Annotated in this window: 22 protein-coding genes; 12 read left to right on the top strand and 10 right to left on the bottom strand. The window is 54.1% G+C overall.

The window, feature by feature from the left end:
* Nucleotides 1–2: 2 nt before the first annotated feature.
* Together ACTU44_RS07380 and ACTU44_RS07385 are read left to right on the top strand one after the other, a co-directional pair.
* Nucleotides 3–527, top strand: coding sequence for a TRAP transporter small permease subunit (locus tag ACTU44_RS07380; RefSeq protein ID WP_114099175.1), 525 nt, complete (start codon nt 3–5; stop codon nt 525–527).
* A gap of 1 nt (nt 528) precedes the next feature.
* A complete protein-coding gene (locus ACTU44_RS07385) occupies nt 529–1,842 on the top strand; it encodes a TRAP transporter large permease (protein WP_114099176.1) in 1,314 nt (437 codons plus the stop codon).
* Nucleotides 1,843–1,933: 91 nt separating this feature from the next.
* Here ACTU44_RS07385 and ACTU44_RS07390 read toward each other — a convergent pair whose 3' ends face one another.
* Both ACTU44_RS07390 and rpsU read right to left on the bottom strand, forming a co-directional pair.
* The gene (locus ACTU44_RS07390; protein ID WP_462097085.1) at nt 1,934–2,671 is read right to left on the bottom strand and encodes a GntR family transcriptional regulator; all 738 of its coding nucleotides are present in this window, start codon (nt 2,669–2,671) and stop codon (nt 1,934–1,936) included.
* Nucleotides 2,672–2,918: 247 nt separating this feature from the next.
* Entirely contained in the window at nt 2,919–3,122 is a 204-nt protein-coding gene (gene rpsU / locus ACTU44_RS07395) for a 30S ribosomal protein S21 (protein WP_008891676.1), read from the bottom strand.
* Nucleotides 3,123–3,488: 366 nt separating this feature from the next.
* On the opposite strand from rpsU, the gene ACTU44_RS07400 reads away from it, so the two are divergent.
* From ACTU44_RS07400 to ACTU44_RS07415, 4 genes are read left to right on the top strand one after another with little or no spacing between them, the layout of a single operon-like run.
* Nucleotides 3,489–3,962 carry a hypothetical protein gene (locus ACTU44_RS07400; RefSeq protein WP_462097086.1) on the top strand — a complete coding sequence of 158 codons (474 nt, stop codon included), beginning with the start codon at nt 3,489–3,491 and terminating at the stop codon, nt 3,960–3,962.
* On the top strand, nt 3,955–5,187 hold the full coding sequence (locus ACTU44_RS07405) for an HlyD family secretion protein (RefSeq protein WP_114099178.1): 1,233 nt from the start codon (nt 3,955–3,957) through the stop codon (nt 5,185–5,187). Before ACTU44_RS07400 ends, ACTU44_RS07405 begins: the two co-directional genes overlap by 8 nt.
* A gap of 57 nt (nt 5,188–5,244) precedes the next feature.
* Nucleotides 5,245–5,850: a peptide deformylase gene (gene def / locus ACTU44_RS07410; protein ID WP_114099179.1), complete on the top strand. Its 606-nt coding sequence runs from the start codon at nt 5,245–5,247 to the stop codon at nt 5,848–5,850.
* Nucleotides 5,851–6,546 carry a COQ9 family protein gene (locus tag ACTU44_RS07415; protein WP_462097087.1) on the top strand — a complete coding sequence of 232 codons (696 nt, stop codon included), beginning with the start codon at nt 5,851–5,853 and terminating at the stop codon, nt 6,544–6,546.
* A gap of 93 nt (nt 6,547–6,639) precedes the next feature.
* Here the strand turns inward: ACTU44_RS07415 and ACTU44_RS07420 are convergent, their stop codons facing one another.
* The 3 genes from ACTU44_RS07420 to purE form a co-directional block, all read right to left on the bottom strand.
* On the bottom strand, nt 6,640–7,314 hold the full coding sequence (locus tag ACTU44_RS07420) for a thermonuclease family protein (protein ID WP_462097088.1): 675 nt from the start codon (nt 7,312–7,314) through the stop codon (nt 6,640–6,642).
* Nucleotides 7,315–7,495: 181 nt separating this feature from the next.
* Entirely contained in the window at nt 7,496–8,584 is a 1,089-nt protein-coding gene (locus ACTU44_RS07425) for a 5-(carboxyamino)imidazole ribonucleotide synthase (protein WP_462097089.1), read from the bottom strand.
* A 116-nt stretch (nt 8,585–8,700) separates the two neighbouring features.
* Nucleotides 8,701–9,201 (bottom strand): 5-(carboxyamino)imidazole ribonucleotide mutase, encoded by a 501-nt coding sequence (gene purE / locus ACTU44_RS07430; RefSeq protein WP_114099183.1) that lies wholly within the window; start codon nt 9,199–9,201, stop codon nt 8,701–8,703.
* Between the two features lie 262 nt (nt 9,202–9,463).
* Between purE and ACTU44_RS07435 the strand changes: the two genes are divergently transcribed.
* A complete protein-coding gene (locus ACTU44_RS07435) occupies nt 9,464–10,303 on the top strand; it encodes a GGDEF domain-containing protein (protein ID WP_258548760.1) in 840 nt (279 codons plus the stop codon).
* Between the two features lie 190 nt (nt 10,304–10,493).
* Here the strand turns inward: ACTU44_RS07435 and ACTU44_RS07440 are convergent, their stop codons facing one another.
* Complete coding sequence (locus ACTU44_RS07440; RefSeq protein WP_114099185.1) at nt 10,494–10,700, bottom strand: YdcH family protein; 207 nt, start codon at nt 10,698–10,700, stop codon at nt 10,494–10,496.
* 119 nt (nt 10,701–10,819) lie between these two features.
* Here ACTU44_RS07440 and ACTU44_RS07445 point away from each other — a divergent pair, with 119 nt between their 5' ends.
* Nucleotides 10,820–11,926, top strand: coding sequence for an ATP-dependent 6-phosphofructokinase (locus ACTU44_RS07445; RefSeq protein ID WP_462097433.1), 1,107 nt, complete (start codon nt 10,820–10,822; stop codon nt 11,924–11,926).
* A 34-nt stretch (nt 11,927–11,960) separates the two neighbouring features.
* Nucleotides 11,961–12,437: a TIGR02444 family protein gene (locus ACTU44_RS07450; protein WP_462097090.1), complete on the top strand. Its 477-nt coding sequence runs from the start codon at nt 11,961–11,963 to the stop codon at nt 12,435–12,437.
* 25 nt (nt 12,438–12,462) lie between these two features.
* Here the strand turns inward: ACTU44_RS07450 and ACTU44_RS07455 are convergent, their stop codons facing one another.
* The gene (locus tag ACTU44_RS07455) at nt 12,463–13,080 is read right to left on the bottom strand and encodes a UbiX family flavin prenyltransferase (protein WP_114099187.1); all 618 of its coding nucleotides are present in this window, start codon (nt 13,078–13,080) and stop codon (nt 12,463–12,465) included.
* Nucleotides 13,081–13,195: 115 nt separating this feature from the next.
* Between ACTU44_RS07455 and ACTU44_RS07460 the strand changes: the two genes are divergently transcribed.
* Nucleotides 13,196–13,360: a YdcH family protein gene (locus tag ACTU44_RS07460; RefSeq protein ID WP_114099188.1), complete on the top strand. Its 165-nt coding sequence runs from the start codon at nt 13,196–13,198 to the stop codon at nt 13,358–13,360.
* A gap of 396 nt (nt 13,361–13,756) precedes the next feature.
* Complete coding sequence (locus tag ACTU44_RS07465; protein WP_462097091.1) at nt 13,757–15,652, top strand: propionyl-CoA synthetase; 1,896 nt, start codon at nt 13,757–13,759, stop codon at nt 15,650–15,652.
* Nucleotides 15,653–15,764: 112 nt separating this feature from the next.
* Here ACTU44_RS07465 and ACTU44_RS07470 read toward each other — a convergent pair whose 3' ends face one another.
* Nucleotides 15,765–17,000, bottom strand: a complete 1,236-nt coding sequence (locus tag ACTU44_RS07470) for an MFS transporter (protein WP_114099190.1) — start codon at nt 16,998–17,000, stop codon at nt 15,765–15,767.
* Nucleotides 16,997–17,566 carry a GNAT family N-acetyltransferase gene (locus tag ACTU44_RS07475; protein WP_462097092.1) on the bottom strand — a complete coding sequence of 190 codons (570 nt, stop codon included), beginning with the start codon at nt 17,564–17,566 and terminating at the stop codon, nt 16,997–16,999. Before ACTU44_RS07475 ends, ACTU44_RS07470 begins: the two co-directional genes overlap by 4 nt.
* A gap of 99 nt (nt 17,567–17,665) precedes the next feature.
* Between ACTU44_RS07475 and ACTU44_RS07480 the strand changes: the two genes are divergently transcribed.
* Entirely contained in the window at nt 17,666–18,607 is a 942-nt protein-coding gene (locus tag ACTU44_RS07480) for a LysR family transcriptional regulator (protein WP_462097093.1), read from the top strand.
* Here ACTU44_RS07480 and ACTU44_RS07485 read toward each other — a convergent pair.
* Entirely contained in the window at nt 18,586–19,395 is an 810-nt protein-coding gene (locus ACTU44_RS07485) for a DeoR/GlpR family DNA-binding transcription regulator (RefSeq protein ID WP_114099192.1), read from the bottom strand. The two genes, ACTU44_RS07480 and ACTU44_RS07485, sit on opposite strands and share 22 nt — an antisense overlap.
* Nucleotides 19,396–19,523: the final 128 nt, after the last annotated feature.

Raw genomic sequence — 19,523 nt, forward strand, 5'->3', positions numbered from 1 at the left:
CCATGTTTTCATATCTGTTTCGCGGTATTGACTGCTTGTCGATCGTTTTTTCAAAAGTGGCCAACATCGTTGCATTGGGCCTGGTCGTCTCGATGATTTACGAAGTGTTGGCGCGTTATCTGTTTAACGCGCCAACACTTTGGGCCTTTGATATCGCCTATATGGCTACGGGAACCTTGTTTGTCCTGGGCGCTGCACAGGCACTTCGTGAAGACGCCCATGTGCGGATCGACTTCTTGTCCTCGCGCTTTCCCGCCAAGTTCCGGGACGGGTTTAATGGCTTCATCTATGTCTTCTTGCTGTTCCCGATTTTTGCGATGTTGTCGAAAGTCGCAATTGGCAAGGCATGGCATGCCTATGTTTCCGGGGAAGTTGAAATGGTCAGTCCGTGGGCACCGCTCATGTGGCCGTTCTATACGCTCCTTGCCTTGGGACTTCTGGCTTTGAGCCTGCAATTGCTTGTCGAAGGTTTGCGCGCATTCGGCGCAGCCAAAGGTGTCACCCAGGTAAAAGAAGGGGACGCCTGAAATGCTTGTTTCCGCTTTGATGTTTCCGGGGCTTTTTGTCCTGGTTCTTGCAGGCATTCCGATTGCCTTTTCGTTGGCAATTGTCGCGGTATCAGCCGGCGCATTCGCCTTTGGGCCGCATATTTTCAATCAGCTCTATGGCAGTTTCTATACTGCGGCGACCAACTTCATCCTGTCGGCCATCCCCATGTTCATCCTTATGGGGGCAATCCTTGAGCGGTCCGGAATTGCGGAACGCCTGTTCAAAACCATGCAGATCTGGCTGAAAGGGCTTCCGGGCGGACTTGCCGTGGCGACCATTGCAATGGGCGCGGTTTTTGCCGCAGCAGCGGGGGTTGTTGGTGCGGTCGAAGTCATGATCGGGATGATGGCCATCCCTGCCATGCAGAAATACCGCTATGACAATCGCCTGATTGCCGGGACGATTTGTGCGGGTGGTTCGCTTGGCACCATGATCCCGCCATCGGTGATTGCGGTGATGTATGCGTCACTGGCACAGCTTTCGGTGGGTGAAGTCCTTGCCGGAATGATGTTCCCCGGCTTGATCATGATTGCGCTGTTTATCGGTTATCTGTTGATCCACGGGATGATCCGCCCGCCCGAAAAAGTGCCGGAACTTGAAGAAGAAGACGATATGCCGCTTGGCGAAAAGCTTAGGCTGACATGTTCAACGCTTCTTCCGGTCATTGCCCTGATCTTTGCCGTGCTTGGATCTTTGCTGGCGGGGATAGCATCACCGACCGAGGCAGCGGCTGTTGGTGCGGTTGGTGCGCTTATCCTGTGTATTGCCTACGGCCGGTTCAGCATGTCGGTGATGCGCGAGTCATTGGCGATCACGGTGCGTATTTCGGCGATGATCCTTCTGATTGTTGCTGCTGGCACGATGTTTATGGGGGTGTTTGCCGCCAATGGCGGGGCGCAGCTTATCCGTGGCTTCCTTGAAGGATCGGGGCTTGGCACGACCGGAATGATCATATTCTTCCTGATCGTCGTGTTCATTCTCGGCTTTGTTCTGGACTGGACGGCCAATGTGTTGATTTGTGTGCCGCTTTTTACGCCGTTCATTCGCAGTGCCGGTGTTGACCCGGTCTGGTTTGCGACGCTGGTGATCATCGTGATTCAGACCGGATATCTGACACCGCCAATGGCATCGTCGATTTTCTATCTGAAATCCATTGCCCCGCCCAACATGACCTATGGGCAGATGTGCCGCGGCGTGATCCCGTTCATCCTGCTGCAAATATTGACCTTGCTGCTGGTGGTGGCGTTTCCGGTCACGGCGACCTGGTTGCCGTCAAAAATCGTCGGCTTCTAGGCTGTGATATCCAGATACGCAGCTGGACTTAAATGACAAAGCGGGGAGATTTTTCTCCCCGCTTTTTTTATCATGTCATGTTTGCCCGGTGTCAGAGGGGCAGGTCACTTTGATAGCGGGTCGCCAGATAACTCTGAATTTGGCGAACAATCTGGGCTGCATGTTGTTTGGCCAGATCATCGGCAAGAGCGACATTCCGGGTTGCAATGGCATCGACCAGTTGTTCATGTTCCTGAACATATTGGCGCGGCAGCGCATCATCATAGGACTCGTAATATAGACGCAAAATACGCCGCCCTTCATCAAGTAGACGGGCGAAAAATTCCTCGTAATAGGTGTTCTTTCCGGCCCGCGCGATGGCGACATGGAAGTCACGGTTGCGCGAAATCATCGCCAATGCATCGCGTCTGCCAACAGCTTGGGCAAATTCCTGTTCCAGCCGTCTGATTTCTACCAGATCACTTTCGTTGTGAAGCTCGGCCGCAGAACGTGTCGAAATTCGGTACATCAATGTCAGGGCGTCAAAATAGGCGGGCAGATTGGAAAAGTCGATCGGTGGAACCATGCTGGTTCTGTTGGGCAGTGTCGTAATCAGGTTTTCGGCGGCCAGTCTGACCAAGGCTTCTCGGATCGGGGTGCGCGACATCTTGAAGCGCGCAGAGAGCTGTGATTCATCAAGGATAGTGCCCGGCTTGATCGACAGTTCGAGAATGCCCTGACGCAGTTCACGATAGACCAGCTGGACACCTGATCCGCGCTTGCGCGGTTGTGCCTCTTCGAGGTTGGCATCTGGCGCAACCTGTTTGGTGTCGGGAAACGCGCGGTTCATGTTGCTTCTTTCAGCGGGGCCGGTCGGTGGAGAGGCATGTTTGGCGTACCAAACAGTATCGTTACTCATCGCGGGCGCAACAAGCGTCAACGCAATGCTGCTTTCAGATAAGGTGGGCTCTGACTGAAATTCGGAAAAACCAAACCCGCCCGGATTGCTCCGAGGCGGGCTTGGCGCACGGGTCCGAACTTGGCAAGCCAAATTCGATCGTACAGTCACGTTCGAGATACCCCGAAAGTGAAAAAGACTAGAAGCCTTCGCGCTCGATGCGCTTACGCTCCAGCTTGCGGGCACGACGGATTGCTTCCGCCCCTTCGCGAGCTTTCTTCTCCGACGGCTTTTCAAAGTGGCGACGGAGTTTCATCTCACGGAAAATGCCCTCGCGCTGCATCTTTTTCTTAAGCGCTTTCAGAGCCTGATCGACATTGTTGTCGCGAACGATTACCTGCACGGAAACCACGCTCCTTTCAAAAAAACAAAAACACCCGGAGTGCGGAATGCCCCCCGGTTGGATTTACGGTCAAGCTGACCGTGGAGTTGTATATAGTGCAAACAGGCCAAAAAGAAAAGAGGGAAGGGGATATTCGCCTTTGACGTTTATACATGCCTGCATCGCAAAACGCCAAGGCATGCTGTCGTTTCGGCCAGTCGGTTTCAGTATGGAACCCATTGCGGGAATTATGTGATTAAATTGACATCAAAGGTTGCTATAATGCTTTGACTAAATTCAATTTATCGCAGGGCCTTGTTGTTTTCTCGGGCCGGATATCTGGAACAAACCGGGCAAAACCGGTTGGGAAACGGTTAGGATATAGTTATGGAAAGCAATCTGCGCGATGCGGCATTGGCCCATGCGCCATTTTTTATTACCGCACCGGGGGAAACGGACATTCTGTTTGTCGGTGTTGTCTGGTTTGTCGTTATTGCGGTCTTTTTGATTGGCGCATTCTATCTCAATATTCATGCCTTGCCCGAAAGGCTGGCCCATCATGCCAATCACACACAGTTACAACTGATTGGTGTTCTGACCCTTTTAGCCCTGTTTACCCACAATAATATCTTCTGGGTCGCGGCCCTTGTTCTGGCGGTTATTCAGTTCCCGGACTTCGTTTCCCCGGTTCAGACAATGGCAAACGCACTAAAAAGTATGGCCCAAGCCAGGACCGGACTGGCCGAGTCCACAGTTTCTGCACCGGTACAGCCGCAGCCTGCTTCTTCCGAACCAGTAACCGTAAGCACGCCGGTCGCAACGGATGAGAGCACCAAGCAGGAGAACCAAAAAGATGTTTGAGCTTCTTCTGTGTTCGATCTTTACCATCCTGCCTGATTATCTGGTCCGCCGTTACGTGCAGGGCAAACGTATTGGCAAGGAAATCACGCTGTTTTCTGTCTGGTATGAGCTGCGCTATGGCATTACGGCCTGTGCGATCCTGACGCTGAGCCTGATTACGGTGATTTTCTATTTTCACCCGTCAACGACCAATGTCACATCGTTCTTCCGGACCGTCACGATTCTGCCGGAAAAGGGCGGTCGTGTGGTCGAGGTCTATGTCAAGAACGACGACAATGTGAATGCGGGGGATCCGTTATTCCGGCTTGATAACCGTGTTGAACGCGAAGCGGTTGCGATGGCCGAACAGCGGATTGCCGAAATCCGCGCCCAGATGGATGTCGCACGGGCCGATATTGCCGTGGCAGAGGGCAATGTCGAACAGGCACGCGGTGCCTATAATCAGGTGCGCGATGAATTAAAGGTCAAGGCAGACCTGCTGGCGCGCGGGACCAATGCGGTATCCCGGCGCGAGGTCGAACGTCTTGAAGTCTCCCTGACCACAAGACAGGGCGGGTTGAATGCGGCCGAGGCCAGCCTGAATGTCATCAAGACCAAGCTTGATAGTCTGTTGCCAGCCCAGCTTGCCAATGCGCAGGCATCCCTTCGATCTGCCGAGGCCGATCTGTCCAAAACCGTGGTTCGTGCCGGGGTTAAGGGCAATATCCAGCAATTCGCCCTCCAGGTCGGTGACTTTGTCAGCCCGATCTTGCGTCCGGCCGGAATTCTGATCCCGGAAAAAGATGCGGAAACGGTGTTTCTTGCTGGCTTTAACCAGATATCGACACAGGTGGTGAAACGCGGTGTGATTACCGAGGTATCCTGTGCGTCCCTGCCATTCGAAATCATTCCGATGGTCATTACGGATGTTCAGCCGGTGATTGCAGCGGGGCAGTTCCGACCAAGCGACCAGTTGCTTGATATTACCGAACGCGCCAAACCGGGCACATTCCTTGTCAAGATGATGCCGCTTTATCCAGAAACGATTGCAAATGTGCCGCTTGGCAGCAAATGCGCGGGCAACGCCTATACCAGTACTCACGAGAAACTTGAAAGCCCTGATATTGGCATGGGGGAATGGCTGTTCCTGCATATGGTTCAGACCGTCGGTGTTGTGCATGCCCTGCTTTTGCGTGTTCAGGCATTGCTGCTTCCGATCCAGACGCTGGTTCTGACCGGTCACTAGACGGAATTGCATGCTTAGGGGCTTTACAGCCGGGCAATTTTGGTTGGATATAAGGCTATGTCGATCCTCAAGATTGCCCGGATGGGCCACCCGGTTTTGCGCAAGGTTGCTGATCGGGTCGAAAACCCGCTTGATCCCGAAATTCAGCGACTGATTGCTGATATGAAGGATACCATGAAAGATGCCGGGGGCGTTGGCCTTGCGGCACCACAGGTGTTCGAGTCCAAGGCGATCATGGTCTATTACGTGCCGGCGATGCGCCAAAGCGACGATCCCGATGACGGAGCCATTCCGCTGTCGGTTCTGATCAATCCGGAAATCGAGCCGGTTGGCGAAGAAATCGTTGATGGCTGGGAGGGCTGTCTTTCTATCCCCGGTCTTCAGGGCGTCGTGCCGCGCTGGAACAAAATTCGTTATCGCGGGTTAAATGAACAGGGCGAGGAGATCGAGCGCATTGCGGGTGGGTTCCACGCGCGCGTGGTACAGCATGAATATGATCACCTGATCGGCGTGATGTATCCTGAACGTATGGAAGACATGACCCTTCTCGGATTTAACGAGGAATTGCGCGAATACCCGCCCGAGACTACATTCAGGCAGTCTGCCGCATCAGAAAACGCTGATGACGCCGAAGACGCCCGATCAAGTGACAAGGAGTCCTAAATGACCGTGTCCGAAAGCATGAGCCGTCTGCAAGTCCAGCGCGAAGCACTGGTTGAAGCAGCCCTTGAACATGTACCGTTTGATGGCTGGACCAAACAGTCCCTGCTGGCCGGGGCCATGGATCTTGATCTTGCGCCGGGCGAGGTTGATCGTTTGCTGCCCAATGGCATTCGTCAGGCGATTGTGACCTATGTCGAGCTGACCGATCGCAAGATGGTTGCTGCCCTTGATGAAAAGGGCCTTGAGAACATGAAAATTCGCGAACGCATTGCGACGGCAGTCAAAACCCGTCTTGATCTGGTCGAAAATCAGAAAGATGCCGTTCGCGCAGCCCTTGCCTTTATGGCTTTGCCGCAGAATGCGGCTCTTGGGCTTAAGCTTACGCACGGGACGGTCGATGCAATGTGGGTGGCTGCGGGCGACACATCAACCGATCATAACTGGTACACCAAGCGCATGTTGCTTGCCGGTGTTTATGGATCAACCCTGGCATTCTGGCTTGATGACACCTCGGATGGTCATGCCGATAGCTGGGCATTTCTTGATCGCCGTATCGGCAATGTTCTGCAAATCCCGAAAATCACCGCCAAGCTTGGCAAGATCGGCAAATGTGCCGCAGCACCCTTCAAGCTTGGTGCGAAATTTGCCAACTGCGTGCCGACACCCGGACGGGTTCGTCGCCAGTTTGGTGGATAACGTATTTACGGATCGAAAATAACTAAACGCCACCGGCAGAAATGCGGTGGCGTTTTGTTTTGACGGGTTTGGGAAACTCAGAGATCGCGTGATCTAGAAGGTGTTTTCAAGGAAGCTCAAAAGAGTTTTATCCGGCGCGTTGGCGCGTTTCATGTCACCGGCAAGATCAACCGTGAAGGGCGACCCGAACAGATGACGCGGGGCATCGCCAGTGGCTTTGCGCTTTGCCTTGTTGTCGCTGGACTGAATATCTTCGGCCGTCGGCTTGGCCGCAAGGGCAACCAGTTCCGATGGTGGGGTGCCCATCCAGATGCCTTTGCGGTTTTCCTTGGCAAATTCCTGATCACGCAAATAGGTCGCACAGCTCGGATGACTGTCGCAGGTGACCATATCAACCATGGCCCAGCCCGCGCGCAGGATCAAACGGTTCAGGTCATTGCGCCCGATGGTGCATTCCGTCAGCATAGGGAACAGTTGCACATCCGATACCTGCTGACATTTGATGGCGTAATTGTCGATGATGCGGCCCAGCGCCTGTGAGGCGGCTGCCCCGCACTGAAATTCAACCGCACCGGCACGGCAAATCATGCCCGGTTTCGGGGCGCGAATGCCAAACAGTTCGACAACCAGATTGCCAAAACGTAGCTTGTCACCTTCGATGACCTGCGGGAATCCAGCGGCGCCCGGGGCGGCAAATGCTGCGTTGATGCGGCTTTCCATGGCACCAAGGCCAAGGATCATTGAAAGAATGATCAGAAGTTTCTTCATCACGTTCCATCCGTAAAGAGTTTCCTGTCCCGATCAGGAGCAAACCCGATGCCAATCTGCCCGGCACAAAATGCCAGATCGGCATTTGATGGGGTAACGTGATGAAACACATATGAAAAAGCCCCGGATACACAGGGTCTCCGGGGCCCGAAAGGTGACTGATCGGTCGTGTTCGTCCGGGTTATTTCGGCAGAACCCAGGTGACATGACCCATTTTACGGCCCGGCTTTGCTTCGGCCTTGCCATAAAGGTGCAGTTTGGCGTTCGGCTCGGTCAAAATTGCCTGCCAGTCATTGATGTCGTCGCCCAGAAGGTTTTTCATGCGCGCTCTGGAATGATGGGCCGGATCGCCAAGAGGCAGGCCACACACAGCACGGATGAACTGTTCGAACTGGCTGGTGATGCAGGCATCAATGGTCCAGTGACCGGAATTGTGCGGGCGCGGTGCGACTTCATTGACCAGAATGTCGCCATCGGTGGTGACAAACATCTCGACCGCCAGAAGACCGACAAACTCCATCGCCGTAACCAGCTTGATCGCGATGTCTTCAGCCTTCTTCGACAGGCTGTCGGCAATTTCAGCCGGGGCGACGGTCACATCAAGGATGTGGTTGGTATGCACATTCTCAACCGGGCAGAAGCAGGCGGTATCGCCCTGAACACCGCGGGCGACAATGACGGAAATCTCGCGTTCAAAGGAAATGAAGCCCTCAAGGATGGCCTCGGCACCTTTCATCTCGTCCCACGCCTGTGCCAGATCGGTATCGGCACTGATCTTGACCTGACCTTTGCCGTCATAGCCAAGCTCGGTCGTTTTCAGAACCGACGGGCGGCCAAGTTTGGCAACGGCGGCTTCAAGATCGGCAAGCGAGCGGACGGCCTCAAACGGTGCGGTGCGGATGCCGTGTTCATTGCAAAAGGTCTTTTCGCGCAGACGGTTCTGGGAGAGATGCAGGCATTTCCAGCCCGGGCGGACCGGAACCAGTTCGGACAGTAATTTGACGCTGTCATGGGGGACATTTTCAAACTCGAAAGTGACAACATCGACATCTTCGGCAAAGGCACGCAGTGCATCAAGATCGGTGTAATCGGCAATTGTCGCCTTGGCACAGACCTGCTCGGTCGGGCTGTCAGCACCCGGGCCGAAAACATGGACCTTATAGCCGAGCTCGGCGGCACAGAAGGCAGCCATGCGGCCCAGCTGGCCGTTGCCCATGATACCGATTGTGCTCCCCGGTGCGATTACGCGCGTGTCGAAATCCTGCGTCATGTATTCCTCGATCAAAAATCTTCCCCATAGGGAAAAGATTGCCTGCAATCAGACAATCATCAAATCTGGTTTGCGCAAAATAAAAACGCGCCCGGTTGGGCGCGCCTGTATTGCAATCACAGTGCCGGATCAACCGGCTCGTCTGCGACCGATGCGGTCTGGGCTGCGCGCCAGTCATCAAGGCGCGTGGCAAGCCCGTCATCCATCAGAGCCATGATTTCAGCTGCCATCAGGCCGGCGTTCTTTGCCCCGGCCGAGCCGATGGCAAGGGTTCCGACCGGAACGCCGCCCGGCATCTGGACGATGGAAAGAAGGCTATCAAGACCCTTAAGCGTGCGGCTCTGAACCGGAACACCAAGAACCGGAAGCGGGGTCATCGCCGCCGCCATGCCCGGAAGATGGGCCGCACCGCCAGCACCGGCGATAATGACCTTAAGACCACGCGATTTTGCCGTTTTGGCATAATCATAGAGGCGATCAGGGGTGCGGTGAGCCGAGACGATTTTGGTCTCATAAGGCACATTCAGCGCATCGAGGACATCTGCGGCGTTTTTCATGGTTTCCCAGTCAGACTGGCTTCCCATGATAATGCCGATGACCGGCGTTTGATCGCTCATGATAGCGGCTCCGTATACGGGCTGTTTCGTGAAGGGCCGCATTATATGCAGCGCGGGCCATCATGCAAGCCTGCTTGCGCCTTGCCGGACTTGCATCTTTCTTTAAATTTTTCTTATTTACGGTCAAAAATTCCATGCTATACGATGGTGTAGATTTCCTACCCTTACTGTCGATTGAATTTATGTGGAAATTGACAGTACCTTTGATTTATTATTTACAAATAACTCATATAACTGTGCAGGTAGCACGGGAAGGTCAGACATGAAGGTCACAAGGCCCGGTTCAATTACACCCTCTATGGGGGGAGGGGATGGAAGATTTCCATCAAATCCATACGGAATTCATGCCTATGGCAGGGACGCCGGAAAACGGCGTGCGCCCAATCGCGACCATCAGATCGATATAGATACGGATAATCTTCCCGATACGGTCGAGGAAGAAGTTCCGTTTCACACATCTGACATCGCCAATGTTCTGGGCATCCCGGATAATCAGGTGACACCGGCGGTTGAACAGGCAATCGGTCGTTTGATGGTGCGCATCAATGGCCTGACCGAAAACCTCAATGATCTCAAGAGACGCCATGCCCGACTGGCGCGGCTTGAAGGGCGCGACCCGTTTACCGGCGCGCTTGGTCGTCCGACCTTCATGCAGATTCTTGAAAACGAAGTTTCCCTGATCGGGACGGATCGCACCAACAGGATCGTTCTGATTTGTGAACTGTTTAATATCGAAGATATTTTGCAGCGCTACGGTCAGGAATGCAAAGACGGTCTGTTTAACTATGTCCGCAGGATCATTGCCGATTTTGTCATGGCACCGCATCATCTGGGCTATCTTGGCTGCAATGACTTTGTTGCCCTGATGTATAATGTTGATCAGGACGATGTTTTGCAGCGTGTTGATGCGATCACGCGCTGGCTGCATCAGAATCCCTATCCCCACAAAGACAAGTTCATCCCGATTGTTCCGGTGTTCGGCTTTTATCAGTCCGCCAGCGGTGATACGGTCGATTCAATCCTTCGTGGTGCCGATGCGGCTTTGCGGGCGCAAAAGGAAATGCTTCTGGCCAAGCTTGATCGTATCCCGTACGGGATTTGATACCGGTTCTCGTAATGAGATGCCCGACATTGCGCCTGCGTTCAGATTTTCTTGTTGTCATGTCCAAACGATTATCCCCCGAACAATAAGAACGGGGGATTTGGTATGTCCGAACCAGGCACGAGGCTTATGGCAAGAGAACAAGTTTTCTGGTTGGGTGATCCGTCAAACAGGAGTCTGACCGGTGTGATCAGGCGATAATGTCGGGAACAAGCTGCGACTCGACATAACGAATTTCGTCTTTAAGGGCGAGTTTACGCTTTTTCATGCGCCCGAGACGCAACTGATCATGATGGGGGGCCTGCACCATCTGTTCGATGGCGATATCAAGATCACGGTGTTCCTCGCGCAACGAAAGAAGTCTCTTTTCAATCTCGATCTGATTGATTTCGTCCATTTTTGATCCAGCTTAATAATCAACGCGAAGGGGAAGTGATATTAACAGATATCAGATGGGCAACCCATATGATTTGTATCACCCTTTAAACAATGATGACGACAATGGGAAGGAAACGCATGCGGATCGGGATTTTGACCAGTGGGGGCGATTGCGCCGGATTGAATGCGGTCATTCTGGCTGTCGTCCGACGTGCGGTACTTGGATATGGCTGGGATGTCGTGGGTATCCGTCAGGGCACGCATGGCCTGATGCAGGATCCTCCGCAGGCCATTGACCTTAATGATCAGGTCAATAATGACGGTATGCTGCGGCTTGGCGGGACGATCCTTGGTACGATCAACAAGGGTGATCCGTTCCACTATCCCATGCCCGATGGCAGCTTTGCCGACCGTTCCCGGGAAGTGATTGATGGCTATCACAAGCTTGGTCTTGATGCGCTGATCGGGGTTGGAGGCGATGGCAGCATGGCCATCCTTCACCGTCTGGCCCGGATGGGGGGCATCAATCTGGTGGGTATTCCCAAAACCATCGATAACGATCTGGCCCAGACCGAATATTCGGTCGGCTTTACCACGGCGGTGAATGTCGCGGTCGAGGCCCTTGACCGGTTGCAGCCGACTGCGGCGTCGCATGATCGCATCATGATCCTTGAGGTCATGGGGCGCGATGCCGGGCATATCGCCCTGTTTGCCGGTGTTGCAGGTGGCGCTGATGCTATTCTGATCCCGGAAATGGACTATGATCTTGATGCCCTGACCGAACATTGCCTGAATATTCGCAAGCGCGGACGCAATCATGCTCTTGTCATTGTGGCCGAGGCGGTCAAGCGCGATGACGGGGCCGCAGTGACGCAGGGAGATGATGGTCAGAAAGTCCGTTATGGCGGTATTGGTCATTGGCTGGCTGACGAGCTTGGCGCAAGGACCGGCTGGGAAACCCGTGTGACGGTCTTGGGGCACGTGCAGCGTGGCGGGATACCATCACCGCGTGACCGGGTAATTGCATCGGCTTTTGGTGTGCATGCGGTTGATCTGGTTGCCGAACAGAAATTCGACCGTGTCGTCGCCTGGTCAAAACGCAAAGTGGTCGATGTCGCGATGGAAGATGTTATTGTTGGTCCCCGGCTTGTGGATACGGCCGGGACCATGGTGTCGACGGCCAAGGGGCTTGGTGCCTATCTTGGTCATCCGCCAAAGGTGGCGCGTACGGTAAAGACCGTGTGATACAAAAAGAAACCCGCAGGATACGAGCAGTTTGGTGATTGATCAGGACGAAGTATGGCGCTTTACAGTCGCGATGTATGGTCGCGACGGCGTAGCAAAACTGTGTCTGGAATTGCAGGAACGCTGCGGACTTGATGTGAACATGCTGCTGTTCATGTTCTTTCTTGGACAGAAGGGACTGGCACCGCACAGTGTTTGTTCGCTTGAAGAAGCCGTACGCGACTGGCGGGACAATGTGATCATCCCGCTTCGCCAGACACGTCGCTTCATGCGCGATGATCCGCGTCCCGATGTGCAGGAATTGCGCCAAAAGGTCAAATCTGATGAATTGCAGGCAGAGCAGATCGAACAGCATATTCTGTGCGACGCAGTACAACCAATCCCGTCAGAGGACCCGTTTTCTGCCGCGCGAGCCTATTTGTCCCCCAACCGGTTTGACCTTGAACAGGATGATTGCGACCAGGCGGTTAGTCGTCTGATCGCAATTATGGGGCTTTTATCCGCGCCATAGGACAGAATGGTCTGACGTGGAATTCTTAATCCCGGTTTCTGGGTTTGCCGGTTACGGGGATGTGATTGGCAGCATCTTCATCGCCCCAACGTGCCGTTTCGGGCAAATCGATATCAAACAGGTCGAGAACCCGGCCACAGCTTTGCGTGACCATTTCATCAAGTGACTGTGGACGGGCGTAGAATGCCGGGACCGGCGGGGCAATGATTGCACCGTTTTCCGTGGCCTGCGCCATATTGCGGATATGCCCGGCATGAAGCGGGGTTTCACGCACCATCAGAACAAGGCGGCGACGTTCCTTGAGCATCACATCGGCAGCGCGCGCAATCAGATTGTCCGCGACTCCGCTTGCGACCTCGGCCAGAGACTTCATCGAGCAAGGCGCAATGACCATACCGCGTGTGCGAAACGATCCCGACGCAATCGACGCGCCGATGTCGGAATTATCATGGAGGACGTCTGCCATCTCCTTGATTTCGCGAATTTTAAAGTCGGTCTCATAGGCGATGGTGCGCTCGGCTGCCTTCGAAAGAACCAGATGAGTCTCGATCGGCGTGTTTTTCAGCAACTGTAAAAATCGTATGCCGTAAATCACCCCGGATGCACCGGTTATGCCGATGATAAGTCGATCTTTTTGTGTCATGCCGATCCTTGCTGGACTGTGTTCGAGTTCACGGTGATGATCGAAACACTGGAAATCATGTTACGAAATTAATACCATCTTCTTGTGGGCAATGTCAGATATAAGGAGTAGGCGAATGAGCGTTCAAAGCCATATCGAAGCTCTTACTGCCAAACATGCTGCACTTGAGCAGGAACTCCACCTCGAGACGCGCCGTCCGGCGCCCGATGATTCCCTTGTCGCAGACATTAAACGTCGCAAGCTTGAAATCAAGGACGAGATACGCCGAATAACCCATTAGCCGTCCGGTCATGGCCAAACGCGTGATGAAAAACATGCGACTAACCATGAAGACGGTTTGACGACCTCACAGATTTCCTAACTCTTGCTTTTGCCGCCTCCGATTGTCGCCCACGCGTGAGGCGGCAACTTTATGTCTGCGCTTCAAATCCTTTGGTGGCACCCCCAGATACATTCATATGCCCGAACAGATACGCATGATCGCGAAATTCCGATCACGCGCCTGTCAGTTTTGAGTAATTGTAATCCGCAGAAAACTGCGCCTTACCGACGCTCTACCAATGTCTAAGGGGTAAGTGTGAATTAAATAGGTATTATGATGCCGATTTATTCGCACGTCACAAATACGCGTTCTGCATGAGCACAAGACTCATCACCGCGGGAGGAAATTTCGCCAATGACTGGTCGTTATCAGGAAGCCTATGATCGCTCGATCGCCGACAAGGAAGGTTTCTGGGCAGAAGCAGCCGAAAACATTTCATGGTACCGCAAATGGGACCGCGTTCTTGATGACAGCGACGCGCCGTTTTATCGCTGGTTCACCGGTGGCGAAGTCAATACCTGCTACAATGCGCTGGACCGCCATATCGAAAATGGTCGTGGCGATCAAACAGCCCTGATCTATGACAGCCCGGTCACCAATACGGTTGAAAAATTCACCTATCACCAATTGCGCGACGAGGTTTCCCGCCTTGCCGGGGCTTTGCATGCGCGAGGGGTGACCAAGGGTGATCGTGTGATCATCTATATGCCGATGATCCCGCAGGCTGCGATGGCGATGTTGGCCTGTGCGCGTATCGGTGCCATTCATTCTGTGGTGTTTGGTGGCTTTGCCTCGAACGAACTTGCCACCCGTATCAATGACGCCAAACCCAAGCTGATCCTGAGTGCAAGCTGTGGCATCGAGGGATCACGGGTGATTGAATATAAGCCGCTGCTTGATCGGGCCATTGATATGGCAACGCACAAGCCATCAGGTGTCATCCTGTTCCAGCGCCCGCAATGTGATGCGCCACTGATTGATGGGCGCGATTATGACTGGACGGTCGAATGTGCCAAGGCCGCACCATCTGATTGCGTTCCGGTCGCCGCGACTGATCCGCTTTATGTTCTTTACACATCAGGCACCACTGGTCAGCCCAAGGGCGTTGTGCGTGACAATGGCGGGCACATGGTTGCCCTGCAATGGTCGATGAAAAACATCTATGGCGTTGAGGCCGGCGATGTTTACTGGGCTGCGTCCGACGTTGGCTGGGTGGTCGGGCATTCCTATATCGTTTACGCGCCGTTACTTGCGGGCTGTACGACTGTTATGTATGAAGGAAAGCCCGTTGGTACCCCGGACGCTGGTGCCTTCTGGAGGGTGATTTCCCAGCATAAGGTCAAGGTTCTGTTTACCGCGCCGACGGCATTTCGGGCGATCAAGCGCGATGATCCCAAGGCCGCCCATATGGCCAATTATGATCTGGGCTGTCTTGAGGCACTTTATCTGGCAGGCGAACGGTCCGATCCCGATACCCTGCAATGGGCGGAAAGCAGCCTTGGTGTGCCCGTCATTGATCACTGGTGGCAAACCGAAACCGGCTGGTCGATCTGTGCGAACCCGCGCGGGATTGAACTTCTGCCGATCAAATACGGATCGCCGACGGTTGCTGCCTGTGGCTGGGATGTCCAGGTTCTGGACGAAGCAGGCAAGCCGCTTCCACGCGGACAGATCGGAGCCTTGGCCGCCAAACTTCCGCTGCCACCGGGAACTTTGCCGACCCTTTGGCAGAATGACGACCGTTTCAAGTCATCCTATCTTGAAGAATTCCCGGGCTATTACGCTACGGGTGATGCGGGCTTCATTGATGAAGACGGCTATATCTATGTCATGTCGCGTACGGATGACATCATCAATGTCGCCGGACACCGTCTCTCGACCGGGGCAATGGAAGAAGTCCTTTCCGGGCATAAGGATGTTGCCGAATGTGCTGTGATTGGCGTTCATGACGACCTTAAGGGACAATTGCCACTTGGCTTTGTGGTTCTGAAGGCCGGTGTGACCCGCCCGCATGACGCGATCCTTGCCGAAGTGGTTGCGATGGTCCGCGATCAGATTGGTCCGGTCGCGGCTTTCAAGCAGGCAACTGTGGTGGATCGTCTTCCCAAAACCCGGTCTGGCAAGATCCTGCGCAAGACCATGCGATCAATTGCCGATGGCGAAAGCTACAACACACCGGCCACCATTGATGACCCGGCGATCCTTCCGGAAATTGCCGAGGCCTTGAAAGAAATCGGATACGCAAAATAACACCCGAGATCCCGTAAGCACGGATACTCCCAGCTCTTTCATCACAGAGCACACCTTGCGCCTGCCATCCCCGATTGGCAGGCGTTCTTTTTTGAGGCCCTTGTTGCGGATTTCATAAAGGTTCTGTTGCGGGCATTTTTGCCAATCCTGGGGGCAGCATTCGAAAAAGGATCACCGCGCAAACAAAGGCAATCAGCAACAAACCGCTGGATGCCCAGATTGCAGATTGCGGACCAAAACGCGAAATCAGCTGGTCATAAAGACTGGGGGCAATCGCAGACAGGAAAAATCCGGGCACCAGCAAGCGCCCGACCTGCTGCCCATAGCCGCGCTTGCCAAAAATCATCAGCGGCAATGTACCGCGCGTAATCGTCAAAACGCCGTTGGCAGCCCCATAGAGCAATGTAAAACTCATGGCCGCAATGACGTAAGGATCACCAATCAGAACAAGCAGGAAGGAAACCGGGAGCACGGCGGTTGCGATGACGGTCAGTTTGGTTGGCGCAAGGCGTTTGCCAAACAGGACTTCTGCTGCACGGGCAACGGATTGACCGATGCCGCGCAGGCTGGCGGTTTCAATAGCCAGCATGGTGCCAAGCCCGATCCCGATCAGAACCGCAATCATATGTGCCGACATTGCCGCATTCACAACATTCAGAACCGTAACAATGACGGCATACAGGATGCCGCATAAACCTTGTCGGGGCAGTGGGGCAGGAACACTTTGCAGCACAGATGAAGTACCTGTGCCGCTATGCTTTTCATTCTGGAAAGGCACTTCAGGATGTGTTTCACGGTCAACGGATGGCATCATCAAATGCAGGGGCACGGTCAAAAGGGCAAAGCCCGCATAGCTTGCAAGGGCTGTGGTGATGCCAAACTGGCCTTCGATCAGATGCCCCAATGGCCAGAATACAGTCGAAGCCAATCCGCCAAACAGGGTGATTTGCCCCATCGCCCGTCCCGCGTTCGGGCCACCGATCCGGGCCAGTGTGGCAAAGGCTGCATCATACAGGGTCGCGCGCATCCCAATGCCCAAGATGATCCAGCCGATAAAATGAAGGACGATCTGATCGCCAAAGGCAAGGATCAGACACCCAAGGGCATTAAGAAGGGAACCGGCCAAAAGAACCGGGCGACCCCCATATAGGTCAATCAGTCGGCCACAGGTTGATGAACATATCCCCATGACCAGAAGGGCGCATGAAAAGCCACCATAAATCACCGCACTGTCCCAGCCATTGCGCGCGGCAAGGGCTGTACCGAAATTCCCGATCAGGTAATAGGCCGTTCCCCAGCTGATCAGCTGGGCAAGACCAAGGGCAATAATCGTGCGCGGCCGGATCATTGGCCTGTCGGGCCGGGCAGGGATGGCTGGTCCTCCCCAAGGGGGCGCTGCATCAGAACCGAGTCAAGCCACCGGTCAAACTTGAAGCCGACTTTATGAAAAACGCCGGTAGGCTCAAAACCATGTTTGCGATGAAGGGCAATCGAGGCGTGATTGGCGCTGTCGCCGATTGCCGCGATCATCTGGCGCCAGGGGCCTGCTTGACATCGGGCAATCAGATGTTCCATCAAAAGACTTCCGATACCCTGACCGGTGCAATCGGGTGCAACATAGATCGAGTTTTCAACAGTATGGCGATAGGCGGTGCGTGGTCGATAGGAACTGGCATAGCAATAGCCAACAATGACATCACCCCGGATGGCAACCAGATAGGGCATGCCCTTGTCGCGGATTGCCTGAAACCGGTTGGTGATTTCATCAATGCCCGGCGGGATCTCTTCAAAGGAGGCCGTGCCGGTCAGGACATGATGGCGATAAATCGCGGTCACCTGATCCATATCGGTATCGGTTGCATTGCGGATTGTCAGGCTGTTCGCAGGGATGGTTTCGCGGGTCGTCAGGCACATAATGTTGTCCGGTGTTGATTTGTTTGACCAGACAGTAAGTCGAACCATATCATAACGGAAGTTTTGAAATATTATGCATGTCATAAGGAAAAGTTTGATATGCGGGCACTTAACCTTGATCAGCTTCATACCTTTGCCGATGTTGTGACCCTTGGCAGTTTTTCCGCCGCAGCGGCGAAGCTCAATCTTAGCCAACCGGCTGTGAGCCAGCAGGTGCGCCAGCTTGAAGACAGGCTGGGGGTGAAGTTGATTGAACGGGTTGGCAAGCGGGCGGAGCCGACCGCAGCAGGGCAGGCGTTGCTTGCTCATATTGGCGGTATTGATGCATCAATCCGCTCTGCACTTGATGCCGTTTCGGTTTTTGCCGACGGGCTTGCCGGACAGGTCCGGATCGGAACCGGGGCGACGGCCTGCATCTATTTCCTGCCTGCCATTCTTGAACAGCTGCAACGGGCCTTTCCGAAACTTGAAATTATGGTGAGGACCGGCAACACAAGCGATATCATTCGCGCGATTGAAGATAACCAGCTTGATCTTGGTCTGGTTACCATGCCGTGCAGTGGTCGGAGCCTGTCGATCACGCCGGTGATGACCGATCCTTTTGTGGCGATCTTTGCCGATGACGCAGATGTGCCAGACGTCATTCATCCCGGTGATCTCGAAACGCAGCCATTGGTTCTTTATGAACGCGGTGGTCTTACCCGCACACTTGTCGATGACTGGTTACGCGATGCCGGTATCGCCGGGCACTCGGTGATGGAGCTTGGCTCTGTCGAGGCGATCAAGGAACTGGTCGGTGCGGGGATTGGTGCAACGATCCTGCCTGAGATGGGCGCACGTCCGGGCCGGACACAATTCCCGATCAAGACCCGCCCTTTGATGCCAGCCCTGTCGCGTGAACTTGCAATTGTCATGCGCCGGGACAAGACATTAACCCCAGCCCTGCGCGAAGTCCGCAAAAGTCTGATGGCCGCTGCGGAAACCCGCGAAGCACAAAGACGTGCAGCACTATCGGCAGATCAGTCTTCTTCGGGCACGTAAAATGTCGGAAATTCGGCGTTGGGTTCGGGCATGAACATCGTTACACCCGCACGGGTGATCATTTGCAGGATGTGATCAGGCGGCGTGCAATCTGTGAAAAATGCACTGACATCGGTGATCGATCCACCCCGAACCACGGCATTTCGGCCAAACTTGGTGTGATCGGCAACCAGATATGACTTGCGCGCATTTTTCAGGATTGCTGATCGCGCACGAACTTCCTGTTCATCGAAATCAAGAAGACTGCCATCCGGGTCAATACCACCGACACCGAAGATGCCATAATCAACCTTGTAGCTGTTAAAGAACGCCTCGACCTCTGGTCCCAGAACGTCCCGGTCACGGTTGCGCAAACGACCACCAATCAGGGTTACATCAAAGCTGTCATTGGTTGCGGCCACATAGGCAACATTCAGATTGTTGGTGAAAATCCGCAAATCGCGATGCTGCAAAAGCGCACTCGCCACCAGTTCAGGCGTGGTGCCGATTGAAAAGAACAACGAAGCTCCATTGGGAATTTCGCGTGCAACAAGGGCAGCGATCTTGCGTTTTTCATTGACGTTCAGAACCTTGCGGGCCCGGTAGGCAATGTTTTCATGTTCAAGCGCGGGTTCTACACCCCCGTGGCGGCGACGCAACAACCCTTCATCACAAAGGGCGTTCACATCGCGGCGGATGGTCTGAGGTGTGACGTCAAAGCGTTCGGCAAGTTGATCGATGGTGCGAAAACCGTCGGCGCGTACAAGTTCGACAATGCCAGCCTGGCGTTCAGTTGGACGTTTTTGCATGGAAACGTTTCTTCGGTGTTGTTCGTTCGAAAGCAGGCGAATGGTATGTCGCGCATATGTCGGTTGCGTTACGGTTTAGCGGCAATCATGTGAAACAAACTTTATGCAATAAGAGCCGGATAACCCAA

It is taken from the genome of Thalassospira sp. SM2505 (genome assembly GCF_054901115.1).

Excerpts from the sequence above, each read along its gene's own strand:
- ACTU44_RS07465 (WP_462097091.1), top strand. The coding sequence starts at position 13,757 with ATGACTGGTCGTTATCAGGAAGCCTATGATCGCTCGATCGCCGACAAG.
- ACTU44_RS07440 (WP_114099185.1), bottom strand. The coding sequence starts at position 10,700 with ATGGACGAAATCAATCAGATCGAGATTGAAAAGAGACTTCTTTCGTTG.
- ACTU44_RS07460 (WP_114099188.1), top strand. The coding sequence starts at position 13,196 with ATGAGCGTTCAAAGCCATATCGAAGCTCTTACTGCCAAACATGCTGCA.
- ACTU44_RS07385 (WP_114099176.1), top strand. The coding sequence starts at position 529 with ATGCTTGTTTCCGCTTTGATGTTTCCGGGGCTTTTTGTCCTGGTTCTT.
- purE (WP_114099183.1), bottom strand. The coding sequence starts at position 9,201 with ATGAGCGATCAAACGCCGGTCATCGGCATTATCATGGGAAGCCAGTCT.
- ACTU44_RS07415 (WP_462097087.1), top strand. The coding sequence starts at position 5,851 with ATGACCGTGTCCGAAAGCATGAGCCGTCTGCAAGTCCAGCGCGAAGCA.
- ACTU44_RS07485 (WP_114099192.1), bottom strand. The coding sequence starts at position 19,395 with ATGCAAAAACGTCCAACTGAACGCCAGGCTGGCATTGTCGAACTTGTA.
- ACTU44_RS07455 (WP_114099187.1), bottom strand. The coding sequence starts at position 13,080 with ATGACACAAAAAGATCGACTTATCATCGGCATAACCGGTGCATCCGGG.
- ACTU44_RS07380 (WP_114099175.1), top strand. The coding sequence starts at position 3 with ATGTTTTCATATCTGTTTCGCGGTATTGACTGCTTGTCGATCGTTTTT.
- def (WP_114099179.1), top strand. The coding sequence starts at position 5,245 with ATGTCGATCCTCAAGATTGCCCGGATGGGCCACCCGGTTTTGCGCAAG.
- ACTU44_RS07445 (WP_462097433.1), top strand. The coding sequence starts at position 10,820 with ATGCGGATCGGGATTTTGACCAGTGGGGGCGATTGCGCCGGATTGAAT.
- ACTU44_RS07405 (WP_114099178.1), top strand. The coding sequence starts at position 3,955 with ATGTTTGAGCTTCTTCTGTGTTCGATCTTTACCATCCTGCCTGATTAT.
- ACTU44_RS07425 (WP_462097089.1), bottom strand. The coding sequence starts at position 8,584 with ATGACGCAGGATTTCGACACGCGCGTAATCGCACCGGGGAGCACAATC.
- ACTU44_RS07390 (WP_462097085.1), bottom strand. The coding sequence starts at position 2,671 with ATGAACCGCGCGTTTCCCGACACCAAACAGGTTGCGCCAGATGCCAAC.
- ACTU44_RS07470 (WP_114099190.1), bottom strand. The coding sequence starts at position 17,000 with ATGATCCGGCCGCGCACGATTATTGCCCTTGGTCTTGCCCAGCTGATC.
- ACTU44_RS07435 (WP_258548760.1), top strand. The coding sequence starts at position 9,464 with ATGAAGGTCACAAGGCCCGGTTCAATTACACCCTCTATGGGGGGAGGG.
- ACTU44_RS07480 (WP_462097093.1), top strand. The coding sequence starts at position 17,666 with ATGCGGGCACTTAACCTTGATCAGCTTCATACCTTTGCCGATGTTGTG.
- ACTU44_RS07400 (WP_462097086.1), top strand. The coding sequence starts at position 3,489 with ATGGAAAGCAATCTGCGCGATGCGGCATTGGCCCATGCGCCATTTTTT.
- ACTU44_RS07475 (WP_462097092.1), bottom strand. The coding sequence starts at position 17,566 with ATGTGCCTGACGACCCGCGAAACCATCCCTGCGAACAGCCTGACAATC.
- ACTU44_RS07420 (WP_462097088.1), bottom strand. The coding sequence starts at position 7,314 with ATGAAGAAACTTCTGATCATTCTTTCAATGATCCTTGGCCTTGGTGCC.